The organism is Clostridioides sp. ES-S-0001-03 (genome assembly GCF_020676075.1).
Lineage (GTDB): Bacteria > Bacillota > Clostridia > Peptostreptococcales > Peptostreptococcaceae > Clostridioides.
In genome coordinates, this window is the sequence record NZ_JACVWJ010000004.1 from 245,424 (window position 1) to 269,438 (window position 24,015).

The following is a 24,015-nucleotide window of genomic DNA, read 5'->3' on the forward strand; positions in this document are numbered from 1 at the left end:
TAATATGATTTAAAAAACATAATACTGACTAGATTTACCAATTTAATCAACTTAAAAAATTTTACTTTCATAGTCCAAAACCATTTCTATTCCATATAATTTCTTACCATCAATATGATTATTTTCTTTAAGAAGCTTCTTTAAATCCTTATCTTTTTTCATTTTTTCTAAATCTATCTTTATACTCCATTTGCCTTTAATATCATTCATATTTAAATTGATATTATTTACCATTCCAATATCTTTATTTAAATTGATTACAGTCTCTTTCATACCTAAATTTTCAATTGTTATGAAGTCTGATTTTATTGGTAAAACAATATCTTTTAATATATCTAACTTCATATATATAGCTTTAACATTAACTTCTCTAAAGAAACTAAGTTGGGATAATGAAATGTCAAAATTAAAACTCTGTAGTTCTTGATTATCACATTCATTTATAAACATATTCCATTCTGTAGAAAATATCTGTTGTAAAGGAAAATAAAGTCCGCCTACATATGGATAACTTTTAGATAACAATTCTATAACCTTTTCTTTTAAATTTGAATCCTCAAGAGCTGTATATTTTACATTGATTATTACATCTGATATACTATCAAAATTAAACCTATTCGTTTCTTTTAACATCTCAAGTTCCCAGCTAGAAACAACTCCTGTACCTTCAAATGGTAAGTATCTCTCATCATTAAAATTAAGCAAGAACATTCCACTATCATCAATACCTTTTGATATGGCAATTTTTTGATTAGGCAACCAATTTTCTCTAATACCTTCTTTTGGTTTATTTCCAATTTTATTACCCAACAGGTAAGTTACAACTTCCAATAAAGGTTTTGTAACAACACTATTGTTTTTCTGAACTAATGTAGCTTTAATATTTTGAAATGGACCAACCACTGCTGGCACAGATATAGATATACTCTTAATTTTTCGTAAATAATGTCCAGGGAAATCATAATCAAACATTTTTTCAGTCAATTCAAAACTACATTTTCCAAATGATTTGAGATTTAATAATGCTTCAGGACTAATCATTGCCAAAGATATAGTTTTTTCTACTTCTAGACCCCTCTTATTTTTATTATAATAGGATGCCTCCATCTGACTTAATGCTAATTGAAGTCCTTCACCTGCCAAGAGTCCCTTTCTCATACTATCCCAATTGTTAAAATTTATAAATTTATCATCGCAACCAAATTCAAGTTGATAAGCTTTCTCAGCTACATGAGCCATATTTAATCCTATTTGGTACATTTGCCAATATATTAAACTTATTCTACCTACCATCCAAGAATATAAATCTACATTATTAAATTTATTTTTTAGAATATTATAAACTTCATTACCCTGTAAAATTGTTTTCTTATGTATTTCAAGCTCTTGTTTTGCGCTTTGGACTTTTATTTTAAGAGTCTCAATCTGTTTCTTAATATTCTCAATTTCATAATTAGCTAATTCTTTGTTAAGTGTCCAATCTTCTTCTCTTCTATTATATCCAGCCATTGTTAAAGAGCGTTGTGCTTCATAATTTGAGATAGATGCCCCTATTTCTGCTGCACCTGCCATTCCTTCTAATACAGCTCCTAACTGCTGTCCTCCATACGTCATGGCAAAAGGAGAACCTACTTGTGGAACTGCATATCCAATGCTTGAAGATGTTTTAAATATATTTGCATAAACTTGGAAAAATAAAGCTACTCCCATTGCATCTAAATTTGTTTGTTCTTCTTCTGAAAGTCCATCTTTTATTGAATTCTCATAATATGTTTTCTTATGTTCTGCACTCTTAAGGGATTGATCCATTGACTTAATAGTTTCATTTATCTCTTCTATTTGCTTCTCTTTTGTTACTGTAACCATATTTAAAATATTGTTTTCTTGTATTGAATGAAGCACTGCCATACTTTCTGCATCGTTTTTTTCAATTGTATTTAATAAACTTGTTCCAAGTTGACATATATGCCCTGCAAATTCCTTTGCTTTTTCAATTAGAAATGAAAAACGATAATTAGAAAGTTCTATATCTAGTGATTCTGCTAATGAATTTACATTATTGATTGAACTTGCAACCCTAGAAAGTAATTCTGGTGAAATTGGTGGTTGATATAACTCCAATAATCTCTTTTCACCTTTAATATTCATTGAATGTCTAATCTTATTTAATCTATCATCCACTATATCCCAAAGTTTTATAAGTTCCTCATTTTCTGGTATTCCAAAATAAACATCTATATTATTAAACCCTAAATCAACTTGTATATCTGAATTTATATTAGATATATGATTTTCAAGGTCTATCAGAAATTGAGGTATACCACCTGGACAATCTTTATATTTTGTCTGTATAGACTTAAATGTTTCTACATTTTTTTTGTCATGTCTACCTAAATTAACTGGTCTTTCTCCCAATAAGCTTGATGCTAATATATAAAGCATCGTTGCAGAAGTTATAGATTCCCATGTATCTTGCATAAATTGTTTATCAGCCCACTCTATTATATTTTCTATATATTGAATCACAGTGTACTTTTCATATGCTCCCATTCTTAGTCTAGCAATAGCATGTGGGTTAAATGGGTCATTATTATAAACTTTCATTGCAGGATTACTGTCATCTAAAGTATCTATAAATTCATCTAAAACATGAGTACGAAATAGTTGGAAATTCCAATAACAACTTGATGGTGTAGCTAAAAGCTTATTCATCAATATATTTCTTACCATGATTATCATTTCATTATTTAAACTGCATTCTGTTAAAAAACTAAGTTCTGTATTTAATTTAAATTCTGGGTTTACTCTTCCATTAGCATCAATAATAGGATATGCTGGATTACCTATTTTTTTAGTATTTAAAACTGACAGTACATCTTCAGACATTTTATCAGTTATTATATGCTCAGTTTCTTTTGAAAAAGTATCTTTAACTATTTTTGTTTCTGGATTTGTTGGATTAAATACATATTGATACCATCTTTGCGCTTGAGCATAATTTTGATTATTTCTCAGATTATGAGCTAATAACATCGGTGCATGATAAAAAAGTTCCCAATAGTATTCACCATAAAGCCCATCAAAATCTACCTGTACACCATCAATTGCACTTGGATAGTTTATATAATCTTTGTTTGGTTCAAATCTATCAAAAGGTAAAACAGGAACAACTGGTATATTTTGAGAATTAGTACTAAGAAGCATATCAATTCCACCTATAAATATACGTTTTTGTAATATTTTTGTTGCACCTGTTGACAGTCTAGTTATATTAAATTTATATTTAGATAGGTCTGACATATTCTTATCTTCATATAAATTTTCATATTTAAGTGTTACTGGTACAGGTGAATGAACTAGTTTTTCATAAATATCATAAATCTGATTTACCTTAATAATACCTTTCTCTATTTGATTTTTTAGAATCAACTTAACATCTGGATATGTTAAATTATTTCCATCTGCTCTACCATGTGAATCTATAATTTTATAATACTCAAAAGTATTGTAAATAGTTTCTGATACACTCTTACTAATATCCTTATTTACAAAACTATATTTATTTACTATTGGAAAATTCATCAACATCCTATAGATAGATTTTTTTGTTGTGTCATCCAACTGAGCATTACTCAATATTATTTCTATTATGTTGTAATCTATATTCGAAACTTTAACTATATTATTTTCATCCAATAACCCATAATTTTTCAAAAGTTTTATACATTTTATTGATTTATCATAGTTAAGACCAAGTGATAAAAAAGAACTTACACTTGCTGGTGGTCTTGTAATTATTAGCCCATCTGATAACATGCTAAACCTTGGAACTGAAATTTTATCCTCTGGAGAAATCATAAATGTTTCATCTACATTGTCAAACACAAAAGAACCAACTTGGTTATATATAGGCATAACAGAAATATCCTTTTGATTTATATTATTAAATATATTTAAACCACCAACATGGCTAAACAATACTTTTTGTATATCTAAAAGTTGATTAGGACTAATTTCTTTTGATACAATCCTATTTATAAGCACTATTTCCAAATCTAATGTACTGAGATTTGATTTTAATATCTTACCATTATCATCAATTATCTTACTTGTTTTTAAATCATTAAAAATCTTACTTGATAAACTAAATTCAATTGTATCTGATGTAAAAGAATCTGACTCAACAAAGCTTTCCTCTATTTGATGCGATAAGTCTTTCATATCGGATAGATAATTATCATAAATTACACTTTGAGAATAAACAATCCCAAGCTTATTATTAAATTTATCTATAATAGGTTTATAAGGTATTTGATATTTATTTTGTGAGTATCTATCAACCAATAAAAATTCATTTTTTAATAATAGTGGTTCATTGTTCATATTCATATTAAATGAATATTGATGTTGAATAGGTAAGTAACCCGTATTATTTGCTAAAACCAATCTATTAAAACTTTCCCCTATTTCACTTAACTTGGATTCAAAACAATACTTATTTGTACCATCATCATTGATTTGCTTTATTTCAATTACCTTTCCAGATTGATTTGCAAATGGTCCATAAAGTATATTTATACGCTCAAAATCCTTTGATTTTTTATCAAACGCTTTAAAATTAGATGCATTAACGGAAAATGCATTTACTTTAAGCCAAGAAATACTATCCATTTCAAAAATATTTTTAAAAGGCAGTTGATTTTTTATTGAATCCTTGTCAGAGTAATCAGTATAATATACCAAATCTTCTGATAATATATTTTGAGGATTTACCCACTTCTGTTGAATATTTAAAAACGAATAGTACATATCCATTTTAAATGTTTTGCTATTATTAGATTTACTTACTGAGCCCACCACATCTATGGATGTACTTTGATTTTCTTTTAATTCCACCCAGAATATGAATAGTTTGTTAAATGCAAATACTGGAGTTATATAGTGTGAATTTATAGCTAAATCTATTTTTTTCCATTCAGTCCAAGGCATCCCCTCTTCTTGATAACAATAATAATATATATATGGTTGTTGACTTGTTCGTCCAAATAAAAATAAGGTACAAACATCTCCACGCATTGAATCTTTATATGTACAACGATATGAACTTGCTATAGTCAATTTTGATATATTTGAAAATTCTTCTATATAATCATTATAAATTGTCTCTATATATGCATCTGTTATTTCAGATTGAGATAATGCACTTTCTAACTTATTAAATATTTCTGACTTTGTATGTCTTATTGATGGTAATAAATAATTTTCTGGATACACAAAAATTTTTCTATTCGCTTCCCACATTCTATAATTCATAATCCAGGACCACCAAGATTCAGGTATATTTAGTGACTCTACTCCTTTTTCCATTTTTAATCTACATCTTTGAAGATAAAGTTGAGTAGCATTTAATGCTTCTACTATATAAGAAATCTGCGTAGAATCATCCATTTCTACATCAATTAATAAATACTTATAGACATCATTTGATGTTTTAATATCTACAAACTTTTTATTGAGAGTATACAAAGTGATACTAAGCAAAATATCTCGTTTAGAACCTTCTATAATTGCTTGTAATTTTGTATTTATCGATTTCCATTCTTCTATACTGTATGTCCCTTTTACTTTTTGTACTGCCATATTCGAAATGTCAACATATTTAGTCCAATTTTTTTCTTCATCCAAACCTGATAATGTAAGAATATTGTCTATAAATGCATTGTCAGACTTTAATTTATTAACTATGTCAAAACAGCTTTTTAGTTTTTTTATCAAAATCACTAAATTTTGTTCTTTTGAAAATTGCTTAGATATTAAATCATCTATTTGAGATTTATTCCAATTAGTTGCTATTGACAGATATTTTGTACTATTTGTTTCTTTTTTTGCACTTGATTCAATAAAATTAAGCATGTCATAATCTACATCATCAAAAGTATATAAATACTCATTAATCAAATAAAAATTCATAATATTATCTATAGAATACAACTTAAAATCATTTTGGAAACCATAATAGTTCGGATACTTAATAATACTTTCAACAAGCTTATAATCTGGTGCTATTTTAGTTACTAAGTTAATCCATCTTGAACAACATCTTAATACCTCTATAACATAAAACTTATATTTCTCAGGGTTAGAATAGTTTATAAATGCTTCTGTCCAGTATTTTATACCCTCAGGTAAAACAATTGACTTTTTAAACACAATCACTAAATATTTTAATAACTCTTTTTCTGTACCTAGATAAGCAGACATCATTTCTATAATTTCATTTTCTATATCTAAACTTGAATCTTTTTTTATGCTCATACATAATGACTTTAACCAATTATCAATACTATCTTCTTTGAATATTTGCTTTACATACTGACTTTCTTCTCCATTTATAAAATAGTTAAAGTTGTATACGTTGATTTTAGAATTTTCTATAAAACTTACAACATTTTTAATGCAATAAATATCATCAATAGAAAAAACCTTTTTAGTATCTAAGTGGCATAGCTTAAGCAATATTATATAGGTTTCAATTTTCATTTTAAATTTTCTTGCAAGTAATGAGTGTCTATATAAAGCTGATAAATTATCTACAGTTAATTCTATATCTGCATTTAAATCTATGTTTGCATTTTCTTTAAAAATTGTGATAGCTAAAAAATTTAAATCTTCAATTGACATAATTAAGCTACTGGAAAGCCATCTTGAAATTTTAATATTATTTTCATCAATTTTAGCAGGATTCCAAAGTTTTAAATTGTCTATATATAGAGGGTTTAGTTTATTGTTTTTAGGATGATATGTAGACTCAGTTTTTTTAGTTTTACAATTATTATATATGACATCAAAAGGTACTTTTGACTTTAATAAGTCATTGCCTTCTCCATATGTTTTTATTGGAGCAATAAGTGCACATAAATCTATTACATCAAGTTCCATATCGCTCGATAATTTTAATAAACGGGATATATCTGTAATAGTTTTTTTTGATATTTCTATATTTTTATCATAATAATGAATTGAGTTTATCATCCAGTCTAAATCCATAAAATTTAAAGAAGTTACTTTACTTAGTCTTATAAATCTATTTAATCTATCAAGAACATCATTATTGATGTTTTTAATTGAATTTGATAGATTATTATTTTTATTTTCCTTATTGTCATCAATATACAAATATTTTTTGTCTAAAAGACCTTGATTTATATAAAAATTATGTGCTATATTATTATCTTTTTCGTTCTGTGAAACATTTTGCATTAGTAATTCTTCAAGTTGATTATATTTTAATTGTGTTACTTTTAGTAATGTTTGTGTATTATTTAATTCTGCTAATTTAGCTCTATCACTCATACCATAATAGTTTGCTAATTGATTATCATCTTTAAAACTCTGTGTTAAAATATTATACTGTTTTAATGAAATACCTAACCTTTCTCTCTCAACTTCGTTTTGTTCTATATCCCAAGTTTCATATATGTCACTCAAATTTAAATTTTCTTGATTTAGATATACTCTTATCTGCTCCAAGTTTAAATTAAATGGGAGATTAAATGGATACACAGTTTTTGTAGCAAGAACCTCAAATATACTTGTGTCTTTTGTATTAAATAAAGTTTTAATACAATCATACAAACGTTCATTTACTATTTTTAGATATGGAACAAGATTATTTGCATTTTCACATGTAAGAGGTATCTCTTGTAAATCAGGCCTTCTATAATTTAAACTCAGGTCTTTATCAATAGTATGCTCATTTGGTTTAGTTATATATTTATCTATTATTCTCATTAAATCTACGAAATACGCAGCAGGTCCAAATATTGATTTACAATCTTCACAATCACAAAAATCTAAATTTCCGAACATCTCTTGGTAACTAGGTAATTTTTCAAAATATCTAATTGTATCATCACCTATTGTATTTACTTTGAGATTTCTAAAATATGGAGATGCAACTGTTGTTTTTATATTTACTAAGAGATTCATTACTTTATTCTGTATTGATATTGCATTTTTATAAATTTTCCTAGCAGTTTCTTTGCTTATTTCTAGTTTAGTTGAATATGTATTAACAAAATACTCTTCTTCCATACTTGCAATTTGTTGAGCTGATATTAAATCATTTTCAATCAACTTTGAATGTATACCTTCTGACGCATGCAATTGATGTAATCTTTTTTGTATCATAAGGTTTTTTAAAACCACTTCTTTATTAACTCCATCTAAATTTAATTTATCTAAAGTTTCTTTTTTATGTAACTCAATATCCGATAATTCAAAATCTGGATTATTACCATAAAAAACATTGAGTTGCTCTTTTTGTGTCAGCTTGTCCTTATCCATAGTATTCTCCTTTCTAAATTTATATTATACACTTAAAACTTTTTTTAACTTATAACCAACCTTACTAGCAACAAAGTTAAGAAATAATGGAGCTAATATTACAGAGGCAACATATCCTACTTTTTCAAGTGTACTTAAAATCTTTCCATACCCTTTAACAGTTTTACTTTCATACCAAGTGTTCCACCACTTACTATTACTTATCCATGGAGCTTCAACTTCTCTACCTTCTTTATAAAATTTTATGTTTTGCATAAAATTTGCATCATTACGTCGTTTATATATAAATCTAAGCTCTCTTTCTGTATAGCTTCTTTTTTCATGAGTATTGTAGCATATACTTCTTATATTCAATCCATCTAACACAAACCTTATAGTTTTTCCTGATGCAACAGTAAACAACATTCCTGCTTTACACCCAGATATGATTCTTCTTTTTATTGAAGAAGGGCTACTATCTCTAGGTAATTTACTTCCTAAAAAATTATGCTCTAGAAAAGCCATAAATCTAGATACAATAGGAGTTCTTATAGTCATCCCATTAATTGCTACTTTACCTTGACCATAAGTCTCACCTCTTTGCACTCCCAAAAACAAGTTATTCATATTGTCCACTACTATGGGGCCTACACCTAAACGGCTACGTCCATTAGCTGCTCTAACTTCATTCATATAAATATCTTTAGACCTTGATTCATGCAATCCGTAAAGTAAATCATCTCTTTCAAAGGTAAAATTATCACCTATATCCATTCCAAAATCATCACTATATCTAATAGGATTATTTATAGTAAATGTGTATAAATTTAAACCATTCACTTTACCAGCAGGGTCAGCTGAAACCCATCTCCCAATATGAGACGCATAATACCTTTCCCCATAATAATATAGTCCTGTCGATAAATCTCTCTCTTTTGCTGAATACCTGTATTCCTTTAGATTAACTTCTCTATCATCTTCTCCTAAAATCAGAGCTGTTCCACCATATGGATAGTATTCCTCATAAGTTATTAGTTCTGCATTTTCATTTATCTCTACACAATATGAGCCATTACTATTATCTAACTGATATTTAAAAAAGTACTTATTAGTATTTTTAGTCTCTCGTTGTCTTTCATCAATATTCCAGAAATAGATCATTGATATACATTTCTTATCATCCATTACCTTTATAGATTTTCTACTTAAAATTATAGTTTCATTTTTATTATTTATCCTCTTTATCTTTTTAATTTCAAAATTACCAATATAAAATTTTTCTTCTATCTCAAAAATATTTGTATTTATCTTTCTTTCGCTAACTTTTCTTACACGTTGACCATTTGCATCATATATATAATAATCACTATCACATATTTCATCTTCTCTAGTTAAAGTATCTACATGAGATATATTATTTTTGTAATTCCAGCAAATTTGAGAAATAGTTTCTAAGTTTCTCATATTACCATTTTCATCAAAATTAGTTTCATAATATAATTCATCTTTATTTCCATACTTGATGCCACGAGAATGATTTGATTTTTTATCAATATCAATAGATTTAATCCATGTTAAACTATCTGATATATGCTTTATAGATACTAAATTTTCTGAATCATCATATCCGTACATCTCTCTATAATTTTCAATTTTTTCACTATCATTTATATGTAATGTTCCTAGTTTAATGTATTTTGAATTTCCAAAGCCACAACCTGATTTATCTGCAATAACACCTGAATGTTTCCTCCCAGTTGCATTAATTAATTGATACATAGCATCGTATGTGTACTCCATTACAGGACTTATTTGTTTTTTGCTTTTTAATATTGCTTCCAAAGAACTATCCATTATAGTCATAACATTTCCACATGGGTCAAATATATATTTTAACTCTTGAAATGTGCTCATCTCATTACCTTTATCTGCCTCATTTTTATTTATTGTCCTTATAGACTTAATTCCTCTCAACCTATAATCTATATCATCGTAAGTATACTGAGTAATTAAACTATTATTCATATAAATCTTAGTTCTTTGCTTATTTGCATTGTACTCTATATCTTTTATAAAATTGTATTCTTTGTTTTCTTCAGATAAAAATACATCTACACCATTTAATAGACCTAATTGATTATACTTGGCTTTATATATACTTAAATCTGGTGTAATTTCTATTTTTAATCTTTCAAGTGCATCATACTTATATTTAGTATGAAATACATCTTCTTCAAGCTGAACACTACTTATTTTATCCCAATTAATTTCATTCTTATAATCGGAAGCAAACTGTCTACTAACACTAATAGCCTTACCATTCAAATCATAAATATCTGAGATAGCTATACCTGCACTATCATAATGTTTATAAATTTTGCCTATTAGGTTCCTACTTTTCACCTTTTTAATATCTTGATTATAAAATTCTCCATAAACATACTTTTCTACAGTTTGATTTATGTTTAGACCACTTTCACATCTTCCATCAACATAAATTTCTTTAATTCTTTGTAGATTATCATAATATATTTTTTTATGAAAACCTCTTAAGTCCCATAAATGTGTAGGCTTATTATACATATTTAATAGGTTTAACTTTATACCTGCATCTGCACTTTCTACATAAATTTCATTACCTTTCATATCATAAAAATACTTAAAATTACAAAAATCTGTTTTTTCACTAATGTTTGAATAATACAATCTTGCATCTACACTACGCTTAATCTTACCAGTTACATCTATATCATTAAACGTTGTTAGACAACTCTTTTTCATAAAATCTATTAACTCATTACTGCAACTTTCATATTTCTCATCTATCTCTAATTTAAAATTACTACTATATGGTTGAAATTTTTCAGATACCCATCCACTTAAAATTTTGTTTTCTTGAATCTTGCTTGGTTTTATATATTCCTTACCCAAAAGCTCATTCCATATATCATCTACACTTATACCTCTTTTACAAGCTATCTCTTTAAATGAATCCTTATAAACTTCACCTAGGTTATCCCTTATAAATAGATATTGATTTCCCATATTATCAAATACTTTTTTTTCAGGGGTATTATAAAATTTACTAGCTTTTAAAAGTGCTTTTTTCTCATATTCTTGTTCTACAGTAGGATTTTCAGGATAATTATTTATATATTCATTGAAATAATCTGAATCTACTAATGTGTCATTTTCATCATAGTGAATTTCCTCCCATGGAGAATACTTAACTTTAGTAAATACATTCTTTACTATAGAACATTTTGATGGTATACCTTTAGCTTTTTCAATCTTCACAACCCTAAGAATTGAATCATAATAAATAACTTCTGATGCAGTTAATATATTATCTAGATATTTTTGTTGTTCATATTCAGAAGTTGATGAAAAATATGGCTTAAACTGCTTTATAGGTTTTCCCTTATTGTTGTACACTACTCTTCCGGACACTTGCCAACGTTCATCCACATACCCAGTTGATACTTCTCCTAACTTGTTATATATAAGATTTCCTTTGTTATATAAGATTGCTTTTCCTGAATCAACTTTAGTTTTTTGTTCTATATTTCTACCAAAACCATCTGAAAAACCTATATTAATTTGAACCTTATCTTCTTCCTTAGTTTGAATCTCACTTAAATAATTCTCTCTTACAAGTTGAATAAAGCAAGCTGGTTTTTTATTATCACTCCATTCCCACAAATCATAAAAGAAAAATTCAGATGCCATTTGTAAATATTTTTGATTATTTTTTATAACCTCTTTAAACGTAGCATTCTCTAAATATTTATATATATCTAAATCTCCGTTTCCCTGAAAACTTTCATCAACAATACCATAGTTAGATTTTGCAATTACCATTGCTAATGGATCAAAAATAACTTGATATATATTACCATTTATATCTTTCAATTGTTTTGGTAAAGTAGTTATATAGTCAATTATAAACTCTGATTCATTTGATATTTGCTCAGACAAATATTCTCCTATTTTAATTGGAAATAATCTATATTCATCATACTCAATATATTTTTTACAATATAATTTTGAATCTTTTTCTATAAATAAATTTTCATTTGATATAGGCATAAAAAATCCATTTTCTTCTCTAGTAAAATAACTTTGAACAAGCCCTCTATTCCACCAATAATTTTCTTTTTTGATATAACCACAATCTTGAACTAATATATTATCATTTATCCTATCCGCAAATATATCATTTACTAAAGTTTCTGGCATAACAGCAAATTCCTGATGATGAAGTAACGCTTTATCAGTTATCTTTCCTAAATCCAGTAAATTATCCTGATGCTCATTCCAAAAATATTTTCTATCACAAGAAATACATCTAGCTTGTACTTTTCCTTTTTTGAAACTTTCATTGTAATTTACTACATTACAAAAAGATTCATTTGTTATTATTTTGATTTCATCATATGAAAAATAGATTTTTCCATTTAATGATACTTCTCCTATCTCAAATAAACTATGTTCATATGCAATTCCAATTAAATTAAAATCTTCAGTTTCATTTATAAATTTTGTACATTCTGCTGTTATATTAAGGTTGTATTGTTTACTATAAACACTATTTTGGTTTATTATTTTAAACCTTCTTGGGTAATATACTTCACAAGATTTTTCTATATTACCAAACTTATCTACATCTAATATAAATTTGTGTGCTATACGTGGGTCTTTTACTAATCTTTCATAATTGTATGTTATACACTCAGTTGGATGAGAATAAAACACACCAAAATTATTTTCTATTTTATCTTGAAGCTTTACTATCTTAAAGTTAGTTTCAGACACAGTATATGGTATATCTGAAATTTCTATATCACTATCTAATCCATAAGTTTCTTCACGCAAAATTTTTCCAGCTAAAGAGATATATGCCTCTCTCAGTTCTTCTGAATCTTTTTTGTTAATAGAACTATCTAATATAATATCTGGTAGTACATAGGCATCCAAATCTTCAGAAAAAAAGTCTTCTTCATTAAGTTTAGATATATTTTCTAATTGATCACAACACCCTGTATGATACCATTTTTTTATATAAGTAGTAGGTACTATGAGTGGATTTTCTAGACTTGAATTAATCTTTTCTGAGTTCCAATTTTCAACAAACCCAAATCCTCTAAACTTTCGTTCCACATAATCATAATAACCAGAATGATATTTGTAATATTCTGTAAATTTAGATTCTGAAATCTCATCAATAAACTCTATCTTTTCCACTACATGTAGTGGAAATGGTAACTTTGTCTGCCATTCTTTACCTAAAGCCCTATCTTCAAGATAAAACTTTACAGAACTAGAATAAGTTATATTTGTCAACATACCTAAAGAATTATCTATATTAGTTAATAAATATGGCTTTGAGTTATTTGTAAAATCATAAACATAGTGCTTTATTATTTCTCCTACCTTTGTAAATATCATACAAGAAGCTCCATTTCCATTTACATCTTCAAAGTTTATTTGGTCAAACTTTGAGTAATTCTCTGGTAATGGTATTGATATTGCATCACTAAATCTATTGCCACTTAAATTTAGATATATATCTACTCTATCTAAATATACATAACATATATCCATAGTTCCCGAACCATCAATATCTGCAAAATGAATTCTTGATATATCCAAATCTTCATCAAACTTTGGTGCATTTCTCAACAATATTTTTTCTCCAAAATTACCATGACCACAATTTGGCCAACATTCAAAACATCCATTTCGGACTCTAATTCTATGATAAAGACCGTCTCCAAGTACATTACCAAATCCAATAAATTCATTTATGTTTTCACTATTCTTATATGGAAATTCTCCTGAACTTATTCTATTTCCAAAATCAATTCTATTTGCTCTACTAAAACCACTTTTTTTAATAGATGAATACACATTTAGGTAATCATCTCCAAATATAGCAATATCTATTAGTCCTCTTCCATTTATATCAACCATTTCTTTTCTACTGCTTCTTGTAAATTCCATAGGAAAATATTCAAAATCCATATATTGTTTCCAATCTCCATTACTTTCACACTCATAAAATCCTGCTCTTTCTGTTTTTGAAACAATAAAGTTCAATTTGCCATTACCTTCAAGACTCATTAAAAAATAATTAGAGGAAGTTAAATCTTTTTCAATAGGAAACTTAATTGGTTTTTCTAAAAATCCATATTTTCCATCTCCTTCTGCTCTCCAAAAAAATGTAGACTCTTCATTGCTCATTAAAATTCCTGGTAAACCATCACCATAAATATCTATAAAATTAAACTTAGTTTTTTGTAAATATCCTTGTAAATTAGAATCATCTTTTGTTTTTAATAAATTGAATTTTTTATTATTTGGATTAAAACTAGAATATCCTAACTTTATTGGAGGCATAGATTTTAAAAAATAACTATTATCTTTATTCCTTCTGTATCCTTTCAGTTGAACTTCTGATAGCATAGACATTTGCAGTGTTTCTTCATATTTTAAGTTAGTTACATTTACAAGGCATGGTATCTCTCCAAGTTCATTTTCAAATTTATGAAACATTAATATATTTCTACAAAGCCTACAAATTCTTATTTCAAATCCACTTCTATATGACGAAAAAGAATCTTTTCTCACTTTCCACATATTTGTATATACATATGGATTCGACTGACTCGTTTTTAATAAAGTATCTTCTAATTCATATTCACCATAATCAAAGACCACTTCAAAGGCCCATTTTTCTTTTTTTTGTTTATCAAAATAGTTCCCATATCTTATTTTATGTATATATTTATATGAATCAAATCTTCTATCTACATAATTAGATTTATCTATTATATTTTCATTATTTTCTTGTTTATAAATATACTCAATTTTATTTCCTTTTGAATCAAAACTTTCTTCAATAAGCCACATAAATATTTGACTGTCATTGTTTGGATTTGCAACTTTTGAATTTAAAGACTTGCCATAGATTGATGTAATGTTATCTTTTGTAGTAATTTTCCAATAAGAACTCTCTTTACTCTTCCAATATTCTATTCTTGAAAAGTCTCCTTCTACTCTAGGTAAATATGAAGTCACTTCCCATGAGGAATTTAAATTTTTTGATTTCTTCATTTGTTTTCTATTATCACATGTTTTTACAAGTTCTGATGAATTAGATAATATAAACTTATCCAAAATATCCTCATATGTAGGCACACCCTTCTCCGTATTTCTAGATATATAAGGCAATGAAATAGAAAATCCTAATCCAAATGGACCATTCCCAGCACCAGAGTTATAATTTAAAGAAATATCTGGTTCAAAACCTCGACCTTTTGAAGTTTTTATTGGTATAGAAAAATTTCCAACTCCTGTAAATGGATTTGAACTAAAAGTCTCACCCATACCTTTTATTGCGCCACCACCTTTAGGCATAGATACTTCACCTATAGAAATTGTTCCATTGTTAAACACACCTTTATTATTACTTTCCATATGATTAACACCGCCTATAATTTCATTAGATTTTCTTTTTATATCCTTTTTTCTAAATTTTCTGATAAATTATACTATAAAGTATATAGATATTTAAAAGAATATTCAACAATTTATGCGTAACTGGTCGTCTAAAATGTACATTTGGTCAAAACAATTATTTTATAAAAAAAAGTTATATAGTTAATACCTGCCACAAAGCTCACGTTAAAAAACATAAGTATTTTTGTCATCAACTACATTATAATGGTGAGTATTATAAAGAAATTATTTATACATATTTTACATACTCAAAATTAAAAATAGCCAATATAAAAATCATATTATATTAATTCAAAATCTTATAACTAAATAATTTAGATTCTAAAGAATATGATTACATTATATTGGCTATTTTAACTACTTTTTCTTAAACATATCTTCTATTTTCTGTCCGAATGTTTTTTTCTTTTCGTGGACGTTCGACCCGCACTCCTTCGCAAATTCTCTTAACAGATCTTTTTGCTTATCATTTAATTTTTTAGGAATCTCGACTACAACTTTGACATATTGGTCTCCTCTTGAATTACCTCTAATTCTAGGAATCCCTTTTTCTTTAAGTCTAAATACAGTTCCAGTTTGTGTTCCTTCTGGCACACTATACTTAACTTTTCCATCCAAAGTAGGTACTTCTATTTCATCACCTAAAGTTGCTTGAACAAATGTAATTGGCATCTCAAAGTAAATATCATTTCCATCTCTAGTAAACAATGGATGAGATTTTACATTAACTACAATGTATAAGTCTCCTCTTGGAGCACCTTTTTCTCCCACTTCACCTTGACCAGCAAGTTTTATCATTTGACCATCATCTATACCTGCAGGTATATCTACTTCTATAGTCTTAACTTTTCTTGTGTTTCCAGTTCCATGACATTTGCTACAAGGAGATTCAATTACTTCTCCAGTTCCATTACAAGTACTACAAGGTCTTGAGCTTGCTATATTTCCAAATGGAGTTCTTTGAACAGTTCTAACTTGGCCAGTTCCATTACAAGTTGAACAAGTTTTCTTTGATGTTCCTGGTTTTGCTCCAGTTCCATCACACTCATCACATTCTTCACTTCTATTTAGCTTTATAGACATTTTTTTACCAAATGCAGCTTCTTCAAAAGATATAGTAACATTTTGTCTTATATCTGCACCACGTTGTGGACCTCTTCTTCTTTGTCTTCCACCTCCGAAGCCCCCTCCAAACATGTCACCAAATATATCTCCAAACATATCTTCAAATCCACCAAAGCCTTGGCCATTAAATCCTCCTTGGCCTCCAAAGCCTCCTTGACCATTTAGCCCATCATGTCCAAATTGGTCATAAGTCTTTCTCTTTGTATCATCTGAAAGTACTTCATAAGCTTCATTTATTTCTTTAAACTTTTCTTCAGCCTCTTCATCACCAGGGTTTCTATCTGGATGGTACTTCATTGCTAACTTTCTGTAAGCTTTTTTTATCTCTTGAGCTTCTGCACCTTTACTGATACCTAAGACTTCATAATAATCCCTTTTTGTACTCAAAAATTGACACCACCTTCATTTTACAAAACGATAGCTTGTAGAATAATAAACTACAAGCTATCATTAATTCTTATATTCTACTTTAAGTTATATAATCTATGATATATTATATTCTTTATGATGTATATTGTCCATATATCTTTAATATCTATATGATTTTCATAAATAATCTATTCTTCAATTATCATTTGATGTTATATTATATAGCTTATTTATCTTCATCTACTTCTTTAAAGTCAGCATCTACTACATTGTCATCTTTAGGTCCATTATCTTGAGCTTGCTCTGCACCTTGTGCTGCTTGTTGTTCTTGAGCTGCCTTTTGGTACATTTCTTGAGATACTTTTTGGAACTTAGTCATTACTTCTTCTGTAGCTTTCTTAAGTTCTTCTGCTGTAGCATCTTGATTATCTTTTACAACTTTTAAGTCTGCTATTGCTTTTTCTATATCTTCTTTATCACTTGCACTTATTTTATCTCCAAGCTCATTTAAAGTTTTTTCAGTTTGATATATAGTAGATTCAGCTTGGTTAAATGCTTCTATTTTCTCTTTTTTCTGTTTGTCAGCTTCAGCATTCATCTCAGCTTCTTTTATTTTTTGTTCTATATCTGCTTCTGATAAATTAGTATTTGATGTTATAGTTATTTTTTGTTCTTTTCCTGTACCTAAATCTTTAGCTGAAACATTAACTATACCATTTGCATCTATATCAAATGTAACTTCTATTTGAGGTATTCCCCTTTGTGCTGGTGGTATATCAGTTAATTGGAATCTTCCTAAAGTTGTATTGTCATAAGCCATACTTCTTTCACCTTGAAGTACATGTATATCAACAGCTGTTTGGTTATCAGCAGCAGTTGAGAATACTTGAGATTTCTTAGTTGGTATTGTAGTGTTTCTTTCTATTATCTTAGTCATTACATTACCCATAGTTTCTATACCAAGAGATAATGGAGTAACGTCTAGTAATAATAAGTCTTTAACATCTCCTGCTAAAACTCCTGCTTGTATAGAAGCTCCTGCTGCAACACATTCATCTGGGTTTATACCTTTATGAGGATCTTTTCCTATAAATTTCTTAACAGCATCTTGAACTGCTGGTATTCTTGTAGAACCACCAACTAGTAATACATCATCTATTTCACTTGTAGAAAGTCCTGCATCTTGTAAAGCTCTCTTAGTTGGTTCCATAGTTTTTTCAACTAAACCTCTAGTTAGTTCTTCAAATTTAGCTCTTGATAAATCTATATTTAAATGCTTTGGACCTTCTGCTGTAGCAGTTATGAAAGGTAAGTTTATGTTTGAATTCATTGTTGATGATAATTCTTTCTTAGCCTTTTCTGCTGCTTCTTTCAATCTTTGAAGAGCCATTTTATCATTTCTTAAATCTACACCTTCAGCTTTTTTGAATTCATCTGCTAAATAGTCTATTACTATTTGGTCGAAGTCATCTCCACCTAATCTATTGTTACCAGCTGTAGCTAAAACTTCAAAAGTACCATCACCTATTTCAAGTATAGATACGTCAAAAGTTCCTCCACCTAAGTCAAATACTAATATTTTCTTTTCTTGGTCTAATTTATCCATACCATAAGCAAGAGCTGCTGCTGTTGGCTCGTTTATTATTCTCTTAACATCTAACCCTGCTATTCTACCAGCATCTTTAGTAGCTTGTCTTTGAGCATCTGTAAAGTACGCTGGAACTGTTATAACTGCTTCTGTTACTGTTTGTCCTAAGTAACTTTCTGCATCTGATTTTAATTTTTGTAATATTATTGCTGATATTTCTTGTGGAGTATATGATTTTCCATCTATATTCACTTTGTAATCAGTTCCCATGTGAGTTTTTATTGAAGTTATTGTTTTATCTGCATTTGTAACTGCTTGTCTTTTTGCAGGTTCTCCAACTATTCTTTCACCATCTTTTGTAAATGCCACTACTGATGGAGTAGTTCTCATACCTTCATTATTTGCTATTATTTGTGCTTCTCCACCTTCTAATACTGCAACACATGAATTTGTTGTTCCTAAATCTATTCCTATTATTTTTCCCATGACTAAAAATCCTCCTTGAGTAATTGTATAATTAAATTTTACTTATTTGTGTATTTTATATTAGGCTAAATATTTTAACCTTAATTTATATACTTAGCAAGAAACTTTAACCATTGAAGGTCTTATAACTTTAGTTCCTAGCTTATATCCTTTTTGAAGTACCATCACTATTTGATTTGCTTCTACTCCATCTACACTCTCTTGCATAACTGCTAGATGTAAGTTTGGGTCAAATTCCTTAGATTCTGCTTCTATTTCTTCTACTCCAAATTTTACTAGAGTATCTATTAATTGTTTATGTACAAGGCTTATACCCTTATACATAGTATCTTCCTTATCTTCACATGCATCTAAGGCTCTTTCCATACTATCTATAACTGGTATTAACTCAGTTATTATTTTCTCATTTGCAAACACACCAATTGTTTCTTTTTCTTGTTGAGTTCTTCTTCTATAGTTTGCATATTCGGCTTGAAGTCTTTGATATTTGTCATTTAATTCATCTACTTCATCTTTTAATTTTTTTTCTGCTAATTTAGAATTTATATCTGTTACATTTTCATCATCAGCTTTTTCTTCATCAGTTTTTTCGCTTGACTCTTCACATTCTTCATTAACAACTTCATCTTCTAACTCTACTTGAGTTTCAGATTCTTGGTTAATAGAAGTATCATTTTCTTCTTTTACTTCTTGTTGCTCATTTTTTTTATCCAAGACTTTACACCCCTCAATTTAAAATTTCTTTACTTTCTATTAATTAATAAACTCATATAATTTATTATAGAGTAAATTCTAGCGTAATCCATTCTTGTAGGTCCTATGAAGCTTATTCGCCCAACTAAGTCTCTGTCTACATTATAAGTTGCTGTAACTATACTACAATCCTGTGCCAATTTACAATCATTATCACTACCAATTATTATATTTAGATTTTCTTTTTGTATTCCCTTTGATTTAATTATGTCAGCTATTGTTTCCTTTCTTTCTAACATATTTAAAAATGACTTTGCTTTTAACACATCATTGAATTCTGGATAACTAAATATATTAGTGGCTCCATTTAATGATAGAGAAAAATCTTCTTCTTCCATATTTGAGTTTAGGGCATTTAAAAGTTCATCTATAAACCCTGAATACTCACTTATTTCATATTTAATAAAAGCAATCAGATTATCATCTAAATCTGTTATACTTTTTCCTAAGAGCTTCTTTGTAAGATTATCAGAAATCAAATTTAACTTAGATTGATCTAAATATACATTAGTTGTAAGGTTAGCTTTTTTTAAGTCCCCTTTATCTGTTACAACTATAAGTAAAATATTATTGTCATGCATAGCAACTAACTGTATATGCTTTATGACGCTTTGATTTATTAAACTCTTAGTAACTGCTACAGTTGTGTAGTTAGTTAATTGAGATAATAGCTTAGACGTTTCATGAATTAATTCTTTTATATGATTTATGTTATGATTCATACATTGTTCAATAAGAATCTTATCATTATCATCTAATTCACTTTTACTCATAAGAGAGTTTACATATAACTTATAGCCTTTTTCAGATGGAACTCTACCCGCAGAAGTATGTGGCTGAATTAAATATCCTAATTCTTCAAGGTCAGCCATTTCATTTCTTATGGTGGCAGCACTAACACCTAAATCATGCCTTTTAGATATTGTTCTAGAACCTATAGCTTCAGCTGTTTCTATATAATCTTTAACTATAGCTTTGAGGATATTTAATTTTCTTTCATTTAATTCCATATTATTATACCTCCTAGCTGTTAGCACTCACTAAGTTCGAGTGCTAAAAAGATTATATATATTATATACCATTATAAATTTATTTTGTCAACACCCTAAAAATCATTCCATAAATTCTATAAATATACTATTAGATATTTCTCTTCCCTTTTGAGTTAATTGTATTCCCTCAAAGCTTTGGTTTATAAGGTCTCTAGCTAGTAACATTTCTATCTGCTTACTGTATTTTTTTCTAAAATCTATTCCAAAATTTTTTTCAAAATCTTTAAATTTTATTCCCTTATTCATTCTAAGACCCATAAATATCTTTTCTTCTATCATATCTTTTATAGAAAGATTTTCACTATCTTGTATTGGCTTCTCTCCTTTAATCAGACTTAAATGATAATCCTCTAAAGATTCTAAATTATTATATCTATTATTATCAATATAACCAGAAGCTCCTGCTCCAAGACCTATATAGTGTTCACATTCCCAATATAAAATATTATGTTTACAATTATAGCCTTCTTGTGAGTAATTTGATATTTCATATTGATTGTATCCTTTTGATTTTAAATAGTTTATTGTATACTCATACATTTCTATATCTATATTTTCATCTATAAGGTCAAATTGATTATTTTCATACATATTATACAGTTCAGTACCTTCTTCTAATATAAGAGAATATGCTGATATATGTGTTGGATTTAAATCTGTAACTTTTTCAAGAGTTTCCTTCCAATCACATAGTGTTTGATTGGGAAGACTATACATTAAGTCTATATTAATATTTTTAAATCCTACACTCAGTGCGTCCATATAGTTTTTCTCAAATTCTTTATAACTATGTATTCTTCCTATAAAGTTCAAATGCTTTTCTTGGACAGCTTGTAACCCTATGCTAAGTCTATTGATACCAACTTCTTTCATAGTTTCTAATTTTTCTAGTGTCAGTGTGCCAGGATTACATTCTATGGTTATTTCTGCGTTTTTGTCTATATTGAATTTTTCTTTTACACTTACAACTACTTCTCTTATTTCTTCAGATGTTAAAATACTAGGTGTTCCTCCACCTATAAATATACTTGTTATTATATCGTTTTTGTCTAAATTGAAATCTTCTTTATTTTTGTATTTATCATCTCTATTTAATTTATTACTGTATAACTCCATTTCTATTTTCAAATCTTCTATATATCTTTTTTTTGAATCTAGGTCCATTTTATAAGAATTAAAATCACAATACTTACATTTTTTCACACAAAATGGGATATGTATATAAAGTCCTAACATTTTATATTCCTCATTTCTTAAAATTATCTTAAAGCATCAGTTATTAAATTATAAATCAAACAAAATAACTCATCAAATAACATATAAAGCATCTTCACTATGTAATATCATAAAAAATTTGGATAAAAGTAGATTTTTACTTTTATCCAAATTTTTCAACTTAAAATAAATGACTATTTTTTCTTCATATAATAATAAACTGGTAATCCAAGTAGGGTTATAAATATACCACCTAAAGATACTGCTGTTGAAGTCAGTATTTGATTTATTATTACAAATAATCCACCTAATATAGCTATAATTGGTATTATTGGATATAAAGGAACTTTATACGGTCTGTGTAAATTTGGTTGTTCTCTTCTAAGCCTTATAACTCCAACAAAAGTCAATACGTAAAATACCCATATTGAAAATATAGTTAAATCTGTCAAAAGATTAAATTGACCAGATAAAGCATATATACATGCTAATACAGTTATGAGCAGTATTGAATTTACAGGAGACCCACCAGAATTTACTTTTAATAAAACCTTAGAAGCAGGCAAAGTTCCTTTTTCAGCTAATGTATATGGTATTCTTGACCCTGTTAATAAATATCCATTTAATGTACCAAACACTGATATTAATATACCCACAGTTATTACTTTTCCACCTAAATTTCCAAATAATTTTTTTGCAACTAATGTTGCTGGTGAAGTAACAGTTGCTAATTCACTTGCTGGCACAACCCAAAGATATGCTACATTTATTATAATATATATTGCCATAACTAATGATAGCCCACCAACTATTGCTCTTGGTAAATCTTTTTCTGGAGATTTCATCTCTCCTGAGATAGCACCGACATTTATCCATCCATCATATGCAAACAACGTTGCTATTAATACTTGTCCAAGTGCGCTTGATACATTAACTCCATCACCTACAAATGGATTTAATATCTCACTACTTTGGCCTTTAATAAATCCAAATATTATTATTAGAGCTAATGGTATCATTTTTCCAATAGTAGCTACTGTCTGAACTTTTCCTCCCAATGATGAACCTATTATATTAAGTAATGATAAAAACAGTATTACTCCAATTGCTATTGGAAGCACAACTGACATATTGTTTGGACTCATATTTAAAAGTTCAGATGCTTGTTGAGCAAATATTACCCCTAATGCTGCTGACGTACCTGGAAAAAATAATACAGTTTGCATCCATCCAGTTAAAAATCCTAATTTTTCTCCATATATTTCTTCAATATAAATCATCATACCACCAGTTTTTGGGATAGCAGCTGATATTTCTGTAGCTGTAAGTCCAGCTGTTATTGTTATAAATCCACCTAAAAGCCATGCTATAATACCTAGTCCTGGAGCTCCATTAGTTGTGGTATATATTGCCTGTGGCTTAAAAAAAACTCCTGAACCTATAACCATACCTACAACAGTAGAAAGAGCTGCTGAAAGACCAATAGTCTTTTGTAGTTGAGTACGCATGATGTCCCTCCTTACTGTTTTATAAGTGCATAAAATATTAATTTTATAAATTTATGGTTTTAGTATTCCCAAA

8 protein-coding genes are annotated in these 24,015 nt (G+C 28.0%); all 8 read right to left on the reverse strand.

The window, feature by feature from the left end:
• Positions 1-51: 51 nt before the first annotated feature.
• The 8 genes from IC174_RS10160 to IC174_RS10195 all read right to left on the reverse strand — a co-directional run bounded on the left by IC174_RS10160 (position 52) and on the right by IC174_RS10195 (position 23,942).
• Entirely contained in the window at positions 52-8,346 is an 8,295-nt protein-coding gene (locus IC174_RS10160) for a neuraminidase-like domain-containing protein (RefSeq protein WP_227482844.1), read from the reverse strand.
• Positions 8,347-8,370: 24 nt separating this feature from the next.
• Complete coding sequence (locus IC174_RS10165) at positions 8,371-15,804, reverse strand: SpvB/TcaC N-terminal domain-containing protein (protein WP_227482845.1); 7,434 nt, start codon at positions 15,802-15,804, stop codon at positions 8,371-8,373.
• 399 nt (positions 15,805-16,203) lie between these two features.
• Entirely contained in the window at positions 16,204-17,358 is a 1,155-nt protein-coding gene (gene dnaJ / locus IC174_RS10170; protein ID WP_227432574.1) for a molecular chaperone DnaJ, read from the reverse strand.
• Between the two features lie 208 nt (positions 17,359-17,566).
• Positions 17,567-19,414, reverse strand: coding sequence for a molecular chaperone DnaK (gene dnaK, locus IC174_RS10175; RefSeq protein WP_227432573.1), 1,848 nt, complete (start codon positions 19,412-19,414; stop codon positions 17,567-17,569).
• 93 nt (positions 19,415-19,507) lie between these two features.
• Positions 19,508-20,128, reverse strand: coding sequence for a nucleotide exchange factor GrpE (grpE, locus tag IC174_RS10180; RefSeq protein ID WP_227432572.1), 621 nt, complete (start codon positions 20,126-20,128; stop codon positions 19,508-19,510).
• Between the two features lie 29 nt (positions 20,129-20,157).
• A complete protein-coding gene (gene hrcA, locus IC174_RS10185) occupies positions 20,158-21,177 on the reverse strand; it encodes a heat-inducible transcriptional repressor HrcA (RefSeq protein WP_227432571.1) in 1,020 nt (339 codons plus the stop codon).
• Positions 21,178-21,279: 102 nt separating this feature from the next.
• Positions 21,280-22,455: a radical SAM family heme chaperone HemW gene (hemW, locus tag IC174_RS10190; protein ID WP_227482846.1), complete on the reverse strand. Its 1,176-nt coding sequence runs from the start codon at positions 22,453-22,455 to the stop codon at positions 21,280-21,282.
• A gap of 173 nt (positions 22,456-22,628) precedes the next feature.
• Positions 22,629-23,942, reverse strand: coding sequence for an APC family permease (locus tag IC174_RS10195; protein ID WP_227482847.1), 1,314 nt, complete (start codon positions 23,940-23,942; stop codon positions 22,629-22,631).
• Positions 23,943-24,015: the final 73 nt, after the last annotated feature.